The organism is Halobacterium sp. NMX12-1 (genome assembly GCF_040435975.1).
GTDB classification, from domain to species: Archaea; Halobacteriota; Halobacteria; order Halobacteriales; family Halobacteriaceae; genus Halobacterium; species Halobacterium hubeiense.
This window is the reverse complement of record NZ_CP159205.1, coordinates 77,885-96,001: the sequence shown is the minus strand read 5'-3', so window position 1 is coordinate 96,001 and position 18,117 is coordinate 77,885. Positions and strand designations below refer to the sequence as shown.

Below are 18,117 nucleotides of genomic sequence, written 5' to 3'. Positions count from 1 at the left end.
GTTGGTGTTACTGTCTGAGGAGGCGTCTGAGGACGTAGTGGAGGATTCCGCCGTGTTCGATATAGGTTACGGCGGCCGGCGTGCCGACCTGTGCTGTGACCGGGAACTCGACAGTCGACCCGTCCGCACGCTCGGCGATAACGGTCAGTTCGTCCATCACGTCGAGCCCGTCATCGAGGCCGTGGATCGTGAAGACCTCCGACCCATCCAGACCGAGAGATTCCCACGAGTCGCCATCATCGAACTGCAGGGGAAGCACACCCATGCCGACGAGGTTGTCGCGGTAGATGCGCTCGTAACTCTCGGCGATGGTTGCGCGGACACCGAGCAGGTCCGTTCCTTTCGCCGCCCAGTCCCGGCTAGACCCAGTTCCGAACTCCTCGCCAGCCATCACGACGAGCGGTATCCCCTCGTCCCGATAGCGGCGACTGGCTTCGAACACCGTGGTTTGTTCGTCGGTCGGGTGGTGGATCGTGTAGCCACCCTCGACGTCGTCGAGCATCTCGTTCTCGATTCGGACGTTGGCGAACGTCCCCCGCATCATCACCTCGTGATTGCCCCGACGTGCGCCGTAGGTGTTGAACTCGTGTGGCTCGACACCGTGATCGAGCAGCCACTGACCTGCGGGGAGGTCGGGACCGAACGGGCCGGCTGGACTGATGTGGTCGGTCGTAACGGTATCGCCGAGCGTCAGTAGACAGCGTGCGTCCTCGATATCGGCGACGCCGGGTTTCTCTACCGGGAAGTCCTTGAAGAACGGCGGTTCACGGATGTATGTCGAGTCCTCATCCCACTCGTAGACGTCACCCGTGGGCGCGTCGAGAGCAGCCCATCGCTCATCGCCCTCGAACACGGAGGCGTACTTCTCCTCGAACATCTCCGGAGAGACGTTCTCGTGGATTGCGGCCTGCACGTCCGCTGCGTCCGGCCAGATGTCCGCCAGATAGACTGGGTTACCCTCATCGTCAGTGCCCAGCGGCTCGTGTTCGAGATCGATGTCCATCCGCCCTGCGAGCCCGTAGGCGACGACGAGCGGCGGGCTCGCGAGGTAGTTCGCGCGGATCTTCGGGTGGATACGCGCCTCGAAGTTCCGGTTCCCGGAGAGAACGCTCGTCGTCCAGAGGTCGTGGTCGTCGATTGCCTGCTCGATGGGATCGGGAAGCGGCCCAGCGTTACCGATACAGGTGGTACAGCCGTAGCCGACGACGGCGTACCCGAGCTCTTCGAGATACGGAAGCAGCCCCGATTCTTCGAGATACTGCGTGACGACACGGCTACCCGGTGCGAGACTCGTCTTGACGTACGGCGGGACGTCTAGGCCTTTCTCGACGGCGTTCTGGGCGAGCAGTCCAGCAGCGATCATCACCGACGGGTTCGACGTGTTCGTACAGCTCGTGATGGCGCTGACGAGGACGTCTCCGTGTCCGATTTCGACCGTCTCACCGTCGAGGTCGACCTCGACACGTTTGGTTAACGGGTGCAGTTCCGATTCGGGTTCGACCTGAACGCCACCGTCGGTCTCCGCATCAGCTGCACCACCCTCACCGAGCCACCGCTGCAAGGCGTCCTCGTCGACATCATCGAGGTCGTCCTCGAACTCCCCGTGGAGAAGTCCCCGGAAGCTCTGTTTCACGTCCCCCATCGGAATCCGGTCCTGTGGCCGCTTGTGTCCGGCCAGACTCGGTTCGACTGTCGAGAGGTCGAACTCGACGACCTCAGTATATTCTGGTTCCTGTTCCCCGAACAGCCCTTGGGCTTCGAGGTACTCGCGAACGAGGTCGACGTGGTCGGGATCACGCCCGGTGAGTTCGAGATACTCGAGCGTCTGCTCGTCGACCGGGAACATACTGATCGTCGAGCCCTGTTCGGGCGCCATATTGGCGATCGTGGCCCGGTCGGGGACTGTGAGATTCTCCACACCGGGACCGAAGAACTCCACGAACCGGTCGACGACGCCGACCTCGCGGAGTCGTTCGGTGATGTGGAGCACGAGATCCGTAGCCGTCGCGCCCTCGGGTAATTCGCCTTCGAGACGGACGCCGACGACCTCGGGGAGTTTCATCGTGACCGGTTGACCGAGCATCGCCGCTTCCGCTTCGATGCCGCCGACGCCCCAACCGACCACACCGATGCCACCGATCATCGGGGTGTGGCTGTCCGTGCCGACGAGCGTGTCCGGCAGGAGCCAGTTCTCGCCGTCTTGCTCGCGGGCGTGGACGACCCGACCCAGATGTTCGAGATTCACCTGGTGGACGATACCGGTCCCCGGCGGGACGACGTTGAAGTTCTCGAAGGCGTTCTGCGCCCACTTGATCGCGCGATACCGTTCGGCGTTTCGCTCGTACTCCAGTTCGACGTTCTTCTCGTAGGCGTCCTCGGAGTCGAAGTAGTCGACCTGGACGCTGTGGTCGATCACGAGATCAATAGGAATCTCCGGTTCGACCAGGGTGGGATCTCGGTCTTTGCGGTCGACCTCGGATCGAAGGGCCGCCAGGTCGACGACTGCGGGTACACCGGTGAGATCTTGCAGGACGACTCGTGATGGAGAGAACGGAACCTCTGCGTCCGGTACGTCTGGCTTCCAGCCAGCAGCATTCTTGACATCCGCTGCAGTAACAGTTTCGCCGTCGGCGTTCCGGAGCACCGACTCAAGCAGAATACGGATGCTCACAGGGAGCGTGTCGAGGTCACAGAGCCCCTGCTCTTCGAGTGCTCGAAGATCGGCCATCTTGTACGTCGTCCCGTCGACGTCGAGCTCGCGGACGGCATCGAACGGAAGTGTATCAGTCATAGTATCTACACCTGGGATTGGCAGTCGTATCAATCCCTCTCCGAATCCGATTCGACGAGAATCGGGATTTGTTACGCAGAGGCATCGTATCCAGCGTCTTCGACCACAGTCACAAGCTCATCCCGTTCAGCGGACCCCTCGACCGTCGCGGATTCTGAGTCACGATCCGCAGTAGCGGACGTAACCCCCTCAACTTCTTCGAGTGCCTCTTCGACGGTCTGCTCGCAATGTTCACAGGTCATTCCTTCGACGGTGATTGTCTGAGTCATATCCATTCGTAGATAGGGGCGAGTATTCTATGTGGTTTTCTGCTTAGAATCCAATGTTGTCGCAGCCCTAGATCACCGATTTCGAAGGTGTGTTGTGGGCAACAATAATGTATCCTGCGAGACGAAGCGGTCGTATGCGCGATTTGGATGAAACCGACTTAGAAATCCTCTCGTTACTCGCTGATGACGCCCGCCGCCCGTTCAGCGATATTGGCGAGGAGGTCGACTTGTCGGGGCCAGCCGTTTCTGACCGGGTAAAGCGATTACAGGAAGCTGGCATCATTAACAACTTCACGATTGACGTCAACCGGGCTCATCTCCGAGCTGGTGTACCGGTATTTATTCAGGCCGAAATCGGCTCAGCGTCGTTGGAGGCCGCCCGCGAGCGGGCTCGAGAGTCAGATGGCGTTGAACACGTCTTCACGACCTCCGAAGGAGATCTTTGGTTCTATGCCCGTGTTGAAGCCCAGAACGTACGTCAGTGGGTAGATGGACTCTTTAACGAGATCGATGTAGCAGATTACACCGTCACACTAATTGACGAGCTTGAATGGACGCCGTCCGTTGATGGCGTCGAATTTGCACTCACCTGTGCTGAATGTAACAATACCGTTGATAATCAAGGTGAAACGACGAGAATCGACGGAGAGATCTATCACTTCTGTTGTCCGTCCTGTCTCACACGGTTCGACGATCGGTATCAGCGACTCGAAGAGGGAGCGTAACGCCGTCTTTGGAATCCAAATTTTCCTGCAGTCGAAACCCCGCCTCTCGAAGCAGTAAATCGCCTAAACCTAGACCCCGTATAGTAGAACAAGCATGACAAGCCAAACAATCCATCTTGATATCACGGGAATGTCCTGCGCCAACTGTTCGGCGACGATCCAGGACACTCTCGAATCGCTCGACGGGGTATCGGAGGCGGATGCGAACTTCGCCACCGACGAGGGTTCCGTCACCTACGACCCTGAAGAGGTATCGCTCAAAGAAATCTACGACGCGATCGACGAGGCCGGGTACGGCGCAGTCTCTGAGACGGTAACGATTGCCATCTCCGATATGACCTGTGCCAACTGCGCCGAGACCAACCAAACCGCTCTTGAAAATATTCCGGGCGTCGTTAATGCGGAGGTCAATTACGCAACCGACGAAGCACAGGTCACCTACAATCCTGCGGAAGTATCTATTGGTGCGCTGTACGATGCTATCGAGGAGGCTGGCTACTCGCCCGTCCGCGAAGATGGTGCCGACGAAGAGTCGGGCCAGGACGCACGAGATGCCGCCCGTCAAGCCGAAACTCGGAAACAACTCAGGTTGACCCTCTTTGGGGCAGTGTTATCGGCACCGTTGCTCTTCTTCCTCATCGACAATTATCTGCTCGGTGGCGCGATCGTCCCTGAAGCCGTCTTCGGTGTGGAACTTGGCTGGGTTGAGTTCCTCCTCGCCACGCCGGTACAGGCGATCCTCGGCTGGCCGTTCTATAAGAACTCGTACAAGGCGATCGTGAAGAACGGCCGCGCCAATATGGACGTGCTGATTGCGATCGGTTCAACAACGGCCTATCTATACTCTGTGGCAGTCCTTGCTGAACTCATTGCAGGTGGACTTTATTTCGACACGGCAGCCCTCATCCTCGTGTTCATCACGTTGGGTAACTATCTCGAAGCTCGGTCGAAGGGCCAAGCGGGTGAGGCCCTCCGAAAGCTCCTCGAAATGGAAGCCGAAACGGCGACCATTGTCCGCGAGGACGGCAGTGAAGAAGAAGTTCCACTCGAAGAGGTCACAACTGGTGACCGGATGAAAATTCGTCCAGGTGAGAAGATTCCCACTGACGGTGTCGTTGTCGACGGTCAGTCTGCCGTCGACGAGTCAATGGTCACTGGCGAATCTGTGCCTGTCGAGAAAGAGGAGGGCGATGAGGTCGTCGGCTCGACGATTAACGAGAACGGCGTCCTTGTCGTGGAGGCGACGAAGGTTGGAGAAGACACGGCCCTCCAACAGATCGTCCAGACAGTCAAGGAGGCCCAGTCGCGCCAGCCCGACATCCAGAATCTCGCCGACCGCATCTCCGCGTACTTCGTGCCTGCGGTCATCGCGAACGCCCTTCTCTGGGGTGTCGTCTGGTTCCTGTTCCCCGAGGCTCTCGCTGGCTTCGTCGACTGGCTCCCGCTGTGGGGTCAGGTTGCTGGCGGCCCGGCCCCGGTCGGTGGGACCGTTTCAGTCTTCGAGTTCGCGATAATTGTCTTCGCGTCCTCGATCCTCATCGCCTGTCCCTGTGCGCTGGGGCTGGCGACGCCCGCAGCGACGATGGTCGGGACGACGATTGGTGCCCAGAACGGCGTCCTGTTCAAGGGCGGTGACATCCTCGAACGCGCAAAAGACGTCGACACGGTCGTCTTCGACAAGACGGGCACCCTCACGGAGGGTGAAATGGAACTCACCGACGTGGTCGTCTTTGATAGCGATGGAAATGTGGTGACTGACGGTGGCGAGCCGACCCCAGATGGTGGACAGCTCAGCACCCGTGAGCGCCTCTCAGAGGATGATGTGCTTCGACTGGCGGCGATAGCTGAAAGCGGCAGCGAACACCCGCTCGCCCGTGCAATCGTCGAAGGGGCCGAAGAACGCGGCCTGGACGTGACTGAGCCTGACGACTTCGAGAACGTTCCGGGCCACGGGATCAAAGCAGTCATTGGTGACAGCGAGGTGCTGGTCGGCAACCGCAAGCTGCTGCGGGACAACGGGATCGACCCCTCTCCCGCTGAGGAGACGATGGAACGCCTCGAGAACGAGGGGAAGACGGCGATGCTGGTCGCCTACGAGGGGGAGCTCGTGGGTGTGGTCGCCGACGCCGACACAGTGAAGGAAAGCTCCAAGCAGGCTGTCACAGCACTCCAAGAGCGGGGAGTTGACGTGATGATGATTACGGGCGACAACGAGCGAACTGCCCGTGCGGTCGCTAAACAGGTGGGTATCGACCCGAAGAACGTCCGCGCAGGAGTCCTTCCTGAGGACAAGTCCAACGCGGTCGACAGTATTCAAGACGAGGGCCGGCAGGCGATGATGGTCGGTGACGGCGTCAACGACGCTCCGGCACTCGCGGTCGCACACGTCGGGACAGCAATCGGCTCCGGCACCGACGTCGCCATCGAAGCTGCAGACGTCACGCTGATGCGAGACGACCCGCTCGACGTGGTAAAGGCGATCCGAATCTCAGACGCGACACTCCAGAAGATCAAACAGAACCTCGTGTGGGCGCTCGGTTACAACACGGCGATGATTCCGTTAGCGTCGCTCGGCCTCCTCCAGCCCGTGCTCGCTGCAGCAGCAATGGCGTTCTCGTCGGTGTCGGTGCTGACGAACAGTCTCCTGTTCCGGCGGTACACCCCCGATCACGACTACAAGCTCTTCGGATTTCTTCGCTAACCGTCACCTCTAGATCAATGTCGAATATTTCCCGGCACACGGTTCGAAGGTACCTCGTCGAGACAGCCAGTAGCGAACCGACATACCTCCGGGCTCGCGAGATTGCCAGCGACCTCGACGGATCTCCCAAGGCAGTCGCGCAGTATCTCAGCCAGCTCCAGGACGAACTCACAATCGTTTCACTCGAACAGTGGGGGCGCTCGAAAAGCACGACGTGGCGATTGGAGGTGAACGGGTCGTGAGTACTGTCACCCGCCGCGTCGAGACTGTCCTTCCGGAGACCGGCTCACGCGAGTGGTGGGCGCTGTACCTGCTGGCCCCGCTCGTCCTCCTCGGTGGGGGCATCCTCGTGTTTCCGACGTTGGTCTACGACCGGTTCATCTGGCAGTATCTCTGGGGACCAGTCGTCGCCGATGCGGCCGGTCAGCCAGTCACGCACGAGGGGGTTCGTGCTGTCCAGGGCTACAACGCGGTGAACACGGTAATCTACCTCGCGGCAGTCGTATACAGCCTCCCCGGACTACGTGCGTATCTCGACCAACTCGACGTCACGTTCGACGCACGACTGGCCTACGGGTTCGCTCCGATCATCATCGCAGGTGGGGCGATGCGCGCCCTCGAGGATCTCGGGCTGCTCGGGGACTACGCGGTGTGGTTCATCACGCCATCGATTTACATCGTCGTCACCGCTGTCACCATCCTCGCGCTCGGTGTCGGTGCACTCTTGCGTGACCAAAATATCGGATCTATCCCGCTAACAGTCGGGCTCGTCGGGTCGGTGTGGGCTGTCGGGGCCGTCTGGTGGGCTGTTTGGCACGGCCTCTCGACATCGACCCCACTCCGCCTATGGGTTCCTGTCGCGACGACGGGGATAGCGCTCGGCGTAACCGCACTCTACTACTGGGGCGCGAGTTTCGTCAATATCACACACCTTCGACACCCGCTAATTCTGCTGGCCGTTTTCGGCCAGTTGTGGGACGCTGCGCAGAATCTCATCGGTGTGACGTTCCTCGGCTACTCCCCAAAGCTGGTCGTGACGAATCTCGTGTACCAGGCGACTGGATTCTCCGGATCGACGTTCGTGCTGAAACTCGTCGTGACTGTCGGCATCGTGTGGTATCTCGCCGATGCGAAAGAGGAGATGAATCACACGTGGTGGTGGCTTATGACGTTCTTCATCGGAGCGATCGGACTCCCGATGGGCGTTCGTGGGTCACTTCGGATGCTGTTGGGAGCTTAACGATGGCCTCAAAGATTGGCAAAAACCGATGACACGAACGTCCAAAATTGCGGTAATAGGTGGAGGGATGGCCGGGCTTGCAGCAGCTGCTGGATTCGACGACGCTGGATTCGTCGTCGAACTATATGAGCGGCAGTCCTACGATAGCAAAGGCGTTAATTGCGGAGAAGCGATGACAGCGGTATCGAAGATCCCACTCGAGCCGACTGTAGAGAACGGCTTTCTCAATCCGCTGCCAGCGATGGAAGTGGAGGTGTATGACGGAATCGACGCCGATCGCCACCGCACTGGAGCCGGCACCTTTCCTGCTGCGGATACATATATAACGGACCGAAATGTCGTTGAGCAGTCCTGGGCAGAACAACTCTCAGAGAAGGGTGTTGACATCCACGAAAACCAGTCTATCACACGGACAGATTTCCACGAGTTCACCGATGAGTATGATCTCGTCGTTGATGCAACCGGTCAGCCATCACTCTCTAGTAAAGCGCTCGGAACAACCAACGAGTATTCAGGATATATGGTAGCGCTTAACAGTGATGTCGAAGGGGACTTCACCGAGTTGTACCCGAACAGCCGGATAATTCTGGAGAACTATACAGGGTACTCGTGGGCATTCCCGAAGACATCGCAACGAGCCAACGTTGGTATCGGCTGGACGGTCAGTGACCGGCCTAGTGATTATATGAAGGCATTGAGGGAAGCCTGTAAGCGGAATGGGTGGCCAGTCCCGTCGCAGGAACGGACGAACGTCGCAATCATTCCCGAGGGACCAAGCCTTGATCCCGACAGAACCTATCTACCGGAGCATTCCGTCGTACGGGTGGGTGATGCTGCAGGTATCGCAAACCGACTCACTGGAAAAGGAATTTCACAGGCCGTTGAATCGGGATTCTTGGCCGCAGAGTTGGCTAACAGCGGCCAATTACACAATTTTCCTGACAGTTTATATCAGAGGATGAAAACGGAGTACATTTTCGCCACAGTTGTGAGATACTTTCTTGAAACTCGTAATCCCAAGGTTCTGGGAGCAGCAATTCGTGCCGCTGCCGGGATCGATATTGAAGACGTTGACCGGTCTCCGAGTACAGTTCTACTGCGTCTCCTCCGCCACCCTGTTTTGTTTGCCCGTATTTTCTCGAGACGACGAGTTTTAAACCGTGTCTATGGAGGAATGACTAACCAATGGGAGTTGATTAATTGACATCCGCTCGAGTTAAATTCTCAGAATCTGTTAGCTACTGGGAGGATCGGTAAGTACAGAGGATTAAATCAGCAAATGGAGTCCCTCAAGCGAATTTTCCGAGATCCAGAATTCGGTGGGCTCGGCTTCATCAGTGTTCCCGCTTACACGCCCCAGCACACAATCAGTCCGTAGAGGGTGACCGAATTCCTTCTTGAGAATCATCCAACTCACCTCGGATATCCGCGTTCCTGAAATGAGCCCCGACTCTTAGAAATCACGAACACCATCAATCTTTTTTACTACATCTGACAAAATCAGCCGTGAGGTGAAGTATGCCATGTCAACTCAATCCATCCGTACGAATTTTCTCGGAACCGAGACGTCGTTCTCGGTCTCGGGAGCCTGGTTGTCGTATTGGATCCTGCTGCTCCGGCTGACCGCCGGGTGGTGGATGCTCCACGCTGGCCTTGACAAAATCTGGGCGTGGCCCTTCGACGCCAGCTGGTTCGTCGGCGGAGCCGCTCAGGGCACGATTCTCGCCCCCTTCGTCACGCCGTTCAGCGACGGCATCCTGTTGGCGTTCGTCAACGTGGCGGTACCGCTTGGGCAAACCGCCATCGGTCTCGGGCTGATACTCGGTGTCCTCACGAGGACCGCCGCCTTCTTTGGTGCCTTCATGATGCTGTTCTTCTACTTCATCAACGGCTACGGTGGCGGCTGGGCCAACGGTATGGTCACGGGTGAACTCCTTGGGATCATGGTCTTCGGAACCATTGTGGCACTTGGAGCGGGCGGCGTCCTGGCAGTCGATAACCGCCTGCGTGAGATGGAACTGTTCGAGAACACGCGATTACGGAAACTCCTCGGGTGACTACCAATGAGTGACTTATCAACGGCAGACCAAATCGCCATGTACGTCGGCGGTGGCCTGGTTGTCTTGGGCGTCGTCGTGATCGGCCTGCTCGACATGCTACTGGGAGCCGGGCACCCAGTCGATAGCGAGGGAGCAATCGAACACGCTGCAGTGGTCCCCATCGACATTAGGGCGGGCATCATCCTGCTCGGCTTGGTGATTTGGGGACTCGTCGCCGTTTACAAGTTTGCCGCAGGGTCGGCACCGTCGGGATCGACTACGGGCCAAACCCCATCCGGCATGGACGACTAGTTCAACAACTCAGTCCGTGGAGCCATTTGCCAGTTAACTTTTCGCGTTGCTCGCACTAACGTCCATCTGATGCACCTAAACGTGAAGACAAACACGATTTTTAGGAGTAGCCCTGTCGTTTCTTGGTTTTCCTTCTGGTCAGTACGCGCGCTTTATTCAGCAGAACGAACTTAACACTCTTTGGTTTGGTAGAAGAAACGGGGATTAATACGCAATTAGAATTTCCGAATTTAAGACTGAAATTAGTATATTACAAATAATATTTCAATATAGCCTTGACTTCCGATTCTGGTTTGTCTTTCGAAGAAAGGTGTACGGGTGTTTTTTCAATTCAGCTGTCCTTCGGTTAATCGTTAGAACGGGGTAATCTGCTTCCTCGATCACTTGAGCTGCGACGCTTCCCTGTAATAGCCGACGAATGCCAGTCAATCCTCGTGTCCCCATTGTAACAAGGTCGATGTCAGTCACCTCAGTGTATTTGAGAATCTCCTGCTGAGGTTGACCAAAGCTCAACGTAGTTCGGACAGGAACGTCCAAGGTCGCTGCCTTCTCCGTAATGTCCTCCAAGAGCCGAGTTCCCCGCTGTTCCCAAGAGTCAGTGACCTCTTCCCACGTGAATCCAGGCCGACTCGAATAGGACTGTTCGGAAATGATAAAAAGTCCATGTAGGGTTGCATCATACCGTTTAGCAATTTGTAGCCCATGTTTGAAGGCCACAGATGCCTCGTCGTATCCATCCGTAGGCACGAGAATATCTGTGAACTGACTAGTAGATAACTCTCCTACCGGATCAGAGGGATCCATATCAGGTATCGTCAAGACAGGAAGAGAGATATTTTGAATGATGTGGCTGGAGACGTCTCTCCGGAGAATTCGTGCTAATCTAGTCTGTGTAGGTTTCTGGTGGACAAGCAAATCGATATCATTCTCCTCAGCGTATTCCCGAATAACACCTGAAGAGTGCCCACTATCCACTGCTGGTATCACATTGAGTCCGAGCGAGTGGGCCTGATCCACCACGGGTTCAATTACCGCTGCTGCGTCCCATTCCTCTTGTTTAGTGACTTGATCGGATTCCACCTCCGTGCGTTCCTCATCTTGAATATATAACATGTGGAGAGCCGCATCATACGTTTCTGCAAGTGATAGGCCATATTGGACCACTGAGTCCCTTATATCAGCTCCGTAGAGTGGAATGAGGATCTGGTTGTACAGGTTGATGTCCGCACCTTCTCGAACTTCTAGATGGCTGGGGGAGTTCATACATATCTATACGTAACGACGATTTACCGTGCTTTCTGTTAAGAATCGAAACCGGGAGAACAGTCTCTGGGGTGGTGACTTGAGGCTTTTATCGCAAGTAACTCGCTATAGCACGTCTATTTCGAAAAGAGTGGAGACGTCGTTTGGAGTCGCATCAGTTCGACGAGAGCGTATTTCCCACAGTTTCGAGGAGTGAAGTGTCGGAGTCGGTGCGACGAGTCATGCTCTGGGTCATGTTGGGCGCAATTTAAGGCCGATATGCTCGTTGACGGAAAACCGTCACGGCAGCACCCTCGACCGATGAGGGTCGCCACATAGAGACGAATACGGGACTCTGACCTTTGGGGTTTCCTCCTCAGAACTGAAAGTCACCTTCCCCGTCGTGCTTGAATCCGTTCTCAATACACAGGAAAGGTCGACGTACAATTGAATACTTCCGAGCCAAGTGACGAGCATATGGAACGGGCCGTAACTCGTCGCGAACTACTACGGGTCGGTGCGACGACAGTCGCACTCGGAACCGCCGGTTGTTTGGGGTCATCGAGTGGGGATGAGTGGGATATCGAGGGAACGCTAGCGGTGACGAACGCCCAACAATACAGTTCACCAGGCTGTAGCTGTTGTGGAAAATATGCGTCGTACCTGCGGGAACAGCTCGACACGACGCTCGGGGAAACCGAAACCGAGGACGTGACGGATCTCAAGCGCCAACACGGTATTCCATCGGATCTACAGAGCTGTCACACACTCGTCCTCGACGAGTACGTCGTCGAAGGACATGTTCCTGCCGAGGTTATCGCGACGATGCTCGAGGAAGAGCCGGCGATTGACGGCATCGCGTTGCCCGGGATGCCGGCTGGATCGCCGGGGATGGGCGGGACGAAGTCCGACACATTCACCGTCTACAAACTCGGCGGCGGAAAGACAGGTGACGTGTACACCGAAATCTGAACAGAAAACACCTGATCAAGATACTTTGGGACGGCAGTCGACACCCTAAACAATGATTCGACGACTCCTCCACGATCTCGGATACGTGCTTGCATACGTCCTTTTCCTCGGCGCGAATACGCCAGAATCGGTCGTTACCCGTCTTCGCATCGCCTATCGCCTTGTCGGTGTCCGGATCGTCGAGACGCCACAGGTTGATTCGGTCGAACGGACGATCTTCCTGTGTCCGTACCGAAATCTGGGCACTACGTGGGTTAGGGAGAAGTGGATCTGTCACGACATCCTGGACCGCGTCGACGACGGATACGTGACGTATCTCCGACGGCACAAGGGAATCGACTACCAGCGTCCTCGCGGGTGTGCCGACCTCGCGTACTGCGACGAATCCGAGTACTGCTATTCGGAGGTTTCCGAACTCGAGTAGGTGGCCGATGGATCAGAGTACTCTCCGCCACCGAATCACCGACCAGTTTTCTTACCGCGGCGAGCGAGCCGATATCTGGCGGGCGTTCGACCTCCTGTTCGATACTGACGAGTTCCTCAATCTCGGCTACTCGGAGTGGTACCAGCCACATATAGCCGGTTCGAGTCAACGTCGCCTCGTCACGGAAGTCGGCTCAAGGGTCGCGTCGCATCTACCCACAACCGACGGAGTGCGCCTCCTCGATGTCGGCTGCGGTCGGGGGGGGGGGGTCCAGCCCTCCACCTCGCCTATCAGTTCGGCTTCAACGTCACTGGTGTCGACCTCGTTCCGTACAACATCCAGATGGCAACCGAGAACGCACGGGGTAAGCACCTCGATTCCGAGTTCATCATCGGTGACGCGACACAACTCCCGTTTACCAGGGACTCGTTTACCGCGTGTACAGCCATCGACGCACTCGTATACCTCCCCGAGCGGAATCGCGTTTTCGCTACAGTCGCAGATACCCTCGAACCCGAGGGGGTTCTCGTAGTCTCCGATCTCGTGATGCAGTCAGACGTGACTGAAACGGAACGGAGATTGGTCGATTCATTTGCGGATGCGTGGGATATGCCGTCCTTGGGTACTGTTGAAGGATACAAAGCTGCTCTCGACGAGACGAGCTTTGAGCTCAAAGCGGTCGAAGATATCACGAAACACAGCGTCGGACGCTTCCGAAAGTGGACGACGCTGTACCTCCAGCTACTCACGAGCCCGCTCCGGGCTCTCATTGAACGACTGTTAGGAGCGTATGATCTCGATCCCCCAGCGATTACTGAGCAGGTACGGAAGGCTCACCACGCGCTGCCGTTCCTGCGACACGTTATCTTCGTTGCGGAACTAGAGACTACTTGACTGCTACTTGCACGGCGCAAGAAAGAATCGGATCGTCACGTCGACGCTTGAGCATCCACGAATTTGGATGGACCTGTGGGGTCTTCACTGCTCGTGATTGTCGTGTGGTGGATCGTGACCCATAGGTTTAGAATTGGTTCAGACTCCAGTATTTATATAGGACACAGATAGGAATCCGTTGGTATACTCGAACGATAGTTCGGGATTGTGAGGTACTAACCGTTGATTGTGGAGTCAGAAAAGCCAAACCGTGCAGCACGGCTCAAATCGCTATGTATCCCGACTTTGGATTGCTAAGAACAAATTGCTTGATTCAGGCCCTCGTACCATTGATGTGGGGTGAAACCGAATGGCAACTGATCCAGTCTGTGGAATGGACGTCGATGAAAGTGATCCGGCGGCCACAGCTGAGTACGACGGTCAGACGTACTACTTCTGTGCCGAGGGCTGCAAGGAGACGTTCACCTCGACACCGGAGGAGTACGTCTAACCGTCACACCCCACACCTGCGTCGTAGCTCCCCCACACCCACCCCCATTCCGCCTTTCGATGACCCAACCAGAACTTGACGACACGGATCGCGAAATCCTCCGTCTTTTAGCGGAGAACGCGAGACGACCCTACAGCACTATTGCTGAGGCTGTAAATCTTTCACCCCCGTCCGTTTCAGCACGCGTCCGTCAGTTGGAGCAAGAAGATGTCATTCGTCGATTCACCGTTGATCTCGACCTCACACAGTACGAAAACCGGATACACGTCATGGTACGCCTCCAGCCTGAGCTCGGAAAGACGGATTCTCTTCGAGAATCGATCCTCGAGACCCCAGCCGTAGAACACGTATTCACAACTGCGGAGGGCGAAATCGTAGCTGTTGCGACGCCGCCGCGGAATACAGTCGGAAACTGGGCGCAGCAATATCTACCACTGACTGACGTGCGGCGATACGACGTACAACTGCTGTCGAACGCTGCTCAATCAGCGTATGCCGAGGGGACTGAATCCGCACTCAAATGTGCAAATTGCGGAACCACTGTCGGTGAAGACGGACTAGCCACCCGTGTCGGTGGTTCACTCCAGCAGTTTTGCAGTGAGAACTGTGAAACAACGTATAGGGAACAGTATACAGAAAGTCAAGAGAAATCTGATGCTTAGAGTCTAGCATTAGCTGTATACTCAATTCCTGATTGCTTACGAGTTTGCTGCAAATAGTTTTGATTTGAAACAGTAATCGCAGTGAATTAGAAGCGTGTGTATACACCTATGGAAGCGTCCACAACCACCAAAGGAGAAGCTACAAGCAACAAGGTACTCGTCCGTGCTAATGAGATTGAAAAAACGTACGGATCGAGTTTTCCATTTACGCGGTCAGTGACCGTCCTCACCGATGCCGATCTCGAAATTCGGACGGGGGAAATCGTCGGGATCGTCGGCGCGAACGGGTCGGGCAAATCCACGCTCATGAACATCCTCGTCGGTGTCCTCGAACAGGATTCCGGAACAGTCGAACGGACGGGAACCGTTGGCTGGTGTCCACAGGAACCACTGCTTTACGACCGCTTGACGGTCGGAGAGACGTTCCGACTGTTCGGTTCCGGATACGGAATGACCGCCGAAGAAATCGACGAGGCCAAACACCGCTTGGCGTCGAAACTCGATTTCGAGCAGTACCTTGACTACCGAATCGACCAACTCAGTGGTGGAAACCGGCAGAAAATCAATCTCAGTATCGCCCTGATGCACGATCCGGACGTCCTCATGCTGGACGAGCCCTACACTGGATTCGACTGGGAAACGTATCTCACGTTCTGGGATCTCGCCGAGGAACTCGCTGCCGACGGAACAGCTGTCACGATGATTTCACACCTGATCGAAGAGCAAAGTCGTCTCGACCGCATCTATGAGGTTCGTGACGGACAGGTCTACGACGTGACTGACCAGGAAGGCGAGACTGATGCAACGGCCAGTGAACGGGGGGAAGAGACCGATGAATAGGGTTTGGACGGGGATTCGGGCGAACGTCTCCACCTTCCTCAGAACCCCCCTGAATGTTGTCCTAGCACTTCTCCTTCCGATTGTCGTTATCGAAGGCTGGGGACAAGCAATGGCTGGGTTACCAAGTATGCCGACGGTCGAGGCGATTCCGATCGAGCTAGGTCGCCTTCTCGGAGCGATATTCGGGGTCGCCATCATTGCCGGCCTGATGGGACTCGCGCAGATGATTAGTGCGCGTGCAGCCGATCGGCGACTCGTTCAGACAGGCTATCCACCCCGAACACTGCTTGCGACTCGATTAGCGGCGCTCGGAGGAGTGACCGTTGTCGTGGCTGCCGTAAACTACGGCGTTCTCTGGCTGACGATTTCACCGGGAGCCCCTGTCCTGACGTTCGTATTCCTCGTACTTGCCGGCCTCGTCTATGCGTTTCTTGGCGCACTCGTCGGGGCGCTCCTTCCACGACTGTTCGAAGGCTCGCTCGTCGTGGTGTTCCTTGCAATGATGGATGCGTTCCTCAGTGGCGACAGTCCGCTGGCCGCCGACGTTCCCGAGTTCGTGGAATACTTCCCGCTCTATCATCCAAAGGAACTCCTTCAGGAGGCGATGTTCCAAGGCACATATACGACGGGTGATCTCGGCTTCGTCGCCGGATACCTGCTAGTCCTGCTTGTACTCGTCACCGCAGTGTTCGGAGTGACGATGCGCACCAGTGGTGGGTGGTCCGCATGAGTCGTACGACAACGGCGTTCACAATCGGCATCAAAGAACAGGCGCGAAACTACGTCCTCGTCGCTCTACTGGTCGTCCTACCGGTCTCGTTCATCACGTTGGCGTTCGCAGTCACCCAGGACGTCGAGATGCCGGTTCGGACGCTCGTCGACGGTGAGACGGTGACGGTCATGCGAGGGATGCCTGAGGTCCACGGCGTGATTATGACGCCGATTACGAGCGCCCTCATCGCGGGACTCGCCGGGTTGTTCCTGATGCGAGAAGCCAAAGACACAGACGGTCGTCTGGCAGTCGCCGGCTATCGTGCACGACAGGTAATCACTGCCCGGTTTGGGGTCCTCGCAGCAATCACTCTCATCGTTACCGGCGTCTCAGTCGGCGTGATGCTCGTCGATTTCCAGCCTGAGCATCTCTGGTGGTTCGTCGCAGCGATGCTCGTCGTCTCGGTCACGTATGGTCTCATCGGGATGCTCGTCGGGGCCGTTTTCGACCGCCTAGCCGGGATGTGGCTAATGCTGATTCTCCCGATGCTCGATATCGGACTCTTCCAGGATCCGCTGTTCATCCAGTCCGAGCCCGAATGGTGGATGAAACTACTCCCCGGCTATTGGCCCGTCCGTGTGATGATCGATACCGGACTCACAACGGACGTAGATACGACTCTCTCATTGGTGTGGGCTACTGGATACCTCCTCCTCGTAGCTGTCCTCACAATCGGCGTCTACTACCGAATTACACAGGAGAAGTAAGATCAGGCCAGTAGACTACTTACTCCGGTAACTGTAGGGGAGAAGACCCAAACAGCACTATATCCAGCTTCGCTCAATTGGATAGTTTGACTCGGATTTCACTACGACCGTCTGATCGGGCAAACGGTTCGGTGGACTCTGGTTGCTGCTGTGTCCCTCGTTCTCTGGGCACCGATGAGTGCGGCTTACGTTCCGCGGAGAAGTGCCGCGGCGTAGGAACAGGTCTTCGAAGGACTCCTGAGCGAGGGACCTCAGGCGTGTAGAAATGGCGACGACACCGCGCCTTACCGAGATGGGTCTTCACTCCCAGTCTCCAACCGTTCACGACGCTTCTGGAACTCTTCTTCGTCGATCTCGCCTCGTGCGTAACGACGTTGGAGGGTTTCCATAGCGGAATCGTCACTCTCTGGAGGTGCATCGCCTCGACCCATTGCCCAGTAGAGGAAGCCGCCGACCAGCCCCAGCATCCCGAGTGCCCCGCCGACGAACGGCAGCCCACCGAACCATCCACCGTTCCGGCCGTGCATCATCCCTGGACCCATCATTCCGCCATCGGTACTCCCACTGCCGTCGACGTCCGAGCCGACGGCAACGGCGCCGTTCTGGACGATCGTTTCGCTGTCTGGGACCTCGCCGTCCGGGATCGGGCTGTCTTCAGCTGGACCGCCAGGGCTACCAACGACGATGCGACCGACCATGCCGACCGTCTTGTGAGGGATGCAGTAGTAGTCGTACGTTCCGGGCACCTCGAACGTGTGCTCGAAGCTCCCCTGCGAGATGGTCCCGCTGTCGAAGGCGGTGGCGTCGGCGGGAACGCGGTCCGGATAGGCCGTCGCCGAGTGAGCTCCGGCTGCTATCTCGAAGCGGACGGTCGTGCCAGGTTCGACGTGGAGCCCGATCGGGTCGAAGTAGTTGTTGCCCATCTTCACGACGGGCGTCTCCTGTGCGGCGACTGGTTGGGTGAATCCCGCACTCGCGACTGTGCCAGCACCGAGCGCTCCCAGGAACTGGCGTCTACTGTAGTCTGTCATTGTAGC

The 18,117-nt window shown here is 57.0% G+C and carries 17 protein-coding genes and 1 pseudogene; 14 read left to right on the top strand and 4 right to left on the bottom strand.

The genetic code is table 11. The features are described from left to right. Positions 1-7: 7 nt before the first annotated feature. Together acnA and ABSL23_RS16110 are read right to left on the bottom strand one after the other, a co-directional pair. A complete protein-coding gene (gene acnA / locus ABSL23_RS16115) occupies positions 8-2,791 on the bottom strand; it encodes an aconitate hydratase AcnA (protein WP_011222418.1) in 2,784 nt (927 codons plus the stop codon). Between the two features lie 71 nt (positions 2,792-2,862). Beyond that, positions 2,863-3,060, bottom strand: a complete 198-nt coding sequence (locus tag ABSL23_RS16110; RefSeq protein WP_049938510.1) for a heavy metal-associated domain-containing protein — start codon at positions 3,058-3,060, stop codon at positions 2,863-2,865. A gap of 134 nt (positions 3,061-3,194) precedes the next feature. Between ABSL23_RS16110 and ABSL23_RS16105 the strand changes: the two genes are divergently transcribed. The 6 genes from ABSL23_RS16105 to ABSL23_RS16080 all read left to right on the top strand — a co-directional run bounded on the left by ABSL23_RS16105 (position 3,195) and on the right by ABSL23_RS16080 (position 10,077). Next, positions 3,195-3,785, top strand: a complete 591-nt coding sequence (locus tag ABSL23_RS16105) for an AsnC family transcriptional regulator (protein WP_049938493.1) — start codon at positions 3,195-3,197, stop codon at positions 3,783-3,785. Between the two features lie 94 nt (positions 3,786-3,879). Further along, complete coding sequence (locus ABSL23_RS16100; protein WP_004594598.1) at positions 3,880-6,486, top strand: heavy metal translocating P-type ATPase; 2,607 nt, start codon at positions 3,880-3,882, stop codon at positions 6,484-6,486. 238 nt (positions 6,487-6,724) lie between these two features. Continuing rightward, positions 6,725-7,726: a DUF63 family protein gene (locus tag ABSL23_RS16095; RefSeq protein ID WP_004594600.1), complete on the top strand. Its 1,002-nt coding sequence runs from the start codon at positions 6,725-6,727 to the stop codon at positions 7,724-7,726. Between the two features lie 28 nt (positions 7,727-7,754). Continuing rightward, positions 7,755-8,930, top strand: coding sequence for an NAD(P)/FAD-dependent oxidoreductase (locus ABSL23_RS16090; protein ID WP_353635544.1), 1,176 nt, complete (start codon positions 7,755-7,757; stop codon positions 8,928-8,930). Between the two features lie 307 nt (positions 8,931-9,237). Continuing rightward, positions 9,238-9,783 carry a DoxX family protein gene (locus ABSL23_RS16085; RefSeq protein WP_229772977.1) on the top strand — a complete coding sequence of 182 codons (546 nt, stop codon included), beginning with the start codon at positions 9,238-9,240 and terminating at the stop codon, positions 9,781-9,783. Positions 9,784-9,789: 6 nt separating this feature from the next. Further along, positions 9,790-10,077 carry a hypothetical protein gene (locus ABSL23_RS16080; protein ID WP_004594603.1) on the top strand — a complete coding sequence of 96 codons (288 nt, stop codon included), beginning with the start codon at positions 9,790-9,792 and terminating at the stop codon, positions 10,075-10,077. 264 nt (positions 10,078-10,341) lie between these two features. Here the strand turns inward: ABSL23_RS16080 and ABSL23_RS16075 are convergent, their stop codons facing one another. After that, positions 10,342-11,340 carry a universal stress protein gene (locus ABSL23_RS16075; RefSeq protein WP_353635543.1) on the bottom strand — a complete coding sequence of 333 codons (999 nt, stop codon included), beginning with the start codon at positions 11,338-11,340 and terminating at the stop codon, positions 10,342-10,344. Positions 11,341-11,919: 579 nt separating this feature from the next. Between ABSL23_RS16075 and ABSL23_RS16070 the strand changes: the two genes are divergently transcribed. The 8 genes and pseudogenes from ABSL23_RS16070 to ABSL23_RS16035 all read left to right on the top strand — a co-directional run bounded on the left by ABSL23_RS16070 (position 11,920) and on the right by ABSL23_RS16035 (position 17,080). After that, positions 11,920-12,291: a DUF411 domain-containing protein gene (locus ABSL23_RS16070; RefSeq protein WP_229772983.1), complete on the top strand. Its 372-nt coding sequence runs from the start codon at positions 11,920-11,922 to the stop codon at positions 12,289-12,291. A gap of 61 nt (positions 12,292-12,352) precedes the next feature. Continuing rightward, positions 12,353-12,715: pseudogene (locus tag ABSL23_RS16065) on the top strand (hypothetical protein); the annotation flags it as partial. Positions 12,716-12,850: 135 nt separating this feature from the next. Further along, positions 12,851-13,609 (top strand): class I SAM-dependent methyltransferase, encoded by a 759-nt coding sequence (locus ABSL23_RS16060; RefSeq protein ID WP_353635542.1) that lies wholly within the window; start codon positions 12,851-12,853, stop codon positions 13,607-13,609. 349 nt (positions 13,610-13,958) lie between these two features. Next, entirely contained in the window at positions 13,959-14,099 is a 141-nt protein-coding gene (locus ABSL23_RS16055) for a YHS domain-containing protein (RefSeq protein WP_011222411.1), read from the top strand. A gap of 59 nt (positions 14,100-14,158) precedes the next feature. Continuing rightward, positions 14,159-14,761 (top strand): AsnC family transcriptional regulator, encoded by a 603-nt coding sequence (locus tag ABSL23_RS16050; protein WP_004594609.1) that lies wholly within the window; start codon positions 14,159-14,161, stop codon positions 14,759-14,761. Between the two features lie 216 nt (positions 14,762-14,977). After that, positions 14,978-15,601: an ATP-binding cassette domain-containing protein gene (locus tag ABSL23_RS16045; RefSeq protein WP_004594610.1), complete on the top strand. Its 624-nt coding sequence runs from the start codon at positions 14,978-14,980 to the stop codon at positions 15,599-15,601. Positions 15,602-15,728: 127 nt separating this feature from the next. Next, positions 15,729-16,331: an ABC transporter permease gene (locus tag ABSL23_RS16040; RefSeq protein ID WP_004594611.1), complete on the top strand. Its 603-nt coding sequence runs from the start codon at positions 15,729-15,731 to the stop codon at positions 16,329-16,331. Then, a complete protein-coding gene (locus tag ABSL23_RS16035; RefSeq protein WP_353635541.1) occupies positions 16,328-17,080 on the top strand; it encodes an ABC transporter permease in 753 nt (250 codons plus the stop codon). Before ABSL23_RS16040 ends, ABSL23_RS16035 begins: the two co-directional genes overlap by 4 nt. A gap of 284 nt (positions 17,081-17,364) precedes the next feature. On the opposite strand, the gene ABSL23_RS16030 is transcribed toward ABSL23_RS16035, so the two are convergent. Then, positions 17,365-18,111, bottom strand: a complete 747-nt coding sequence (locus ABSL23_RS16030) for a plastocyanin/azurin family copper-binding protein (protein WP_004594613.1) — start codon at positions 18,109-18,111, stop codon at positions 17,365-17,367. Positions 18,112-18,117: the final 6 nt, after the last annotated feature.

Excerpts from the sequence above, each read along its gene's own strand:
- ABSL23_RS16080 (WP_004594603.1), top strand. The coding sequence starts at position 9,790 with ATGAGTGACTTATCAACGGCAGACCAAATCGCCATGTACGTCGGCGGT.
- ABSL23_RS16055 (WP_011222411.1), top strand. The coding sequence starts at position 13,959 with ATGGCAACTGATCCAGTCTGTGGAATGGACGTCGATGAAAGTGATCCG.
- acnA (WP_011222418.1), bottom strand. The coding sequence starts at position 2,791 with ATGACTGATACACTTCCGTTCGATGCCGTCCGCGAGCTCGACGTCGAC.
- ABSL23_RS16075 (WP_353635543.1), bottom strand. The coding sequence starts at position 11,340 with ATGAACTCCCCCAGCCATCTAGAAGTTCGAGAAGGTGCGGACATCAAC.
- ABSL23_RS16030 (WP_004594613.1), bottom strand. The coding sequence starts at position 18,111 with ATGACAGACTACAGTAGACGCCAGTTCCTGGGAGCGCTCGGTGCTGGC.
- ABSL23_RS16035 (WP_353635541.1), top strand. The coding sequence starts at position 16,328 with ATGAGTCGTACGACAACGGCGTTCACAATCGGCATCAAAGAACAGGCG.
- ABSL23_RS16100 (WP_004594598.1), top strand. The coding sequence starts at position 3,880 with ATGACAAGCCAAACAATCCATCTTGATATCACGGGAATGTCCTGCGCC.
- ABSL23_RS16050 (WP_004594609.1), top strand. The coding sequence starts at position 14,159 with ATGACCCAACCAGAACTTGACGACACGGATCGCGAAATCCTCCGTCTT.
- ABSL23_RS16110 (WP_049938510.1), bottom strand. The coding sequence starts at position 3,060 with ATGACTCAGACAATCACCGTCGAAGGAATGACCTGTGAACATTGCGAG.
- ABSL23_RS16105 (WP_049938493.1), top strand. The coding sequence starts at position 3,195 with ATGCGCGATTTGGATGAAACCGACTTAGAAATCCTCTCGTTACTCGCT.
- ABSL23_RS16040 (WP_004594611.1), top strand. The coding sequence starts at position 15,729 with ATGCCGACGGTCGAGGCGATTCCGATCGAGCTAGGTCGCCTTCTCGGA.
- ABSL23_RS16090 (WP_353635544.1), top strand. The coding sequence starts at position 7,755 with ATGACACGAACGTCCAAAATTGCGGTAATAGGTGGAGGGATGGCCGGG.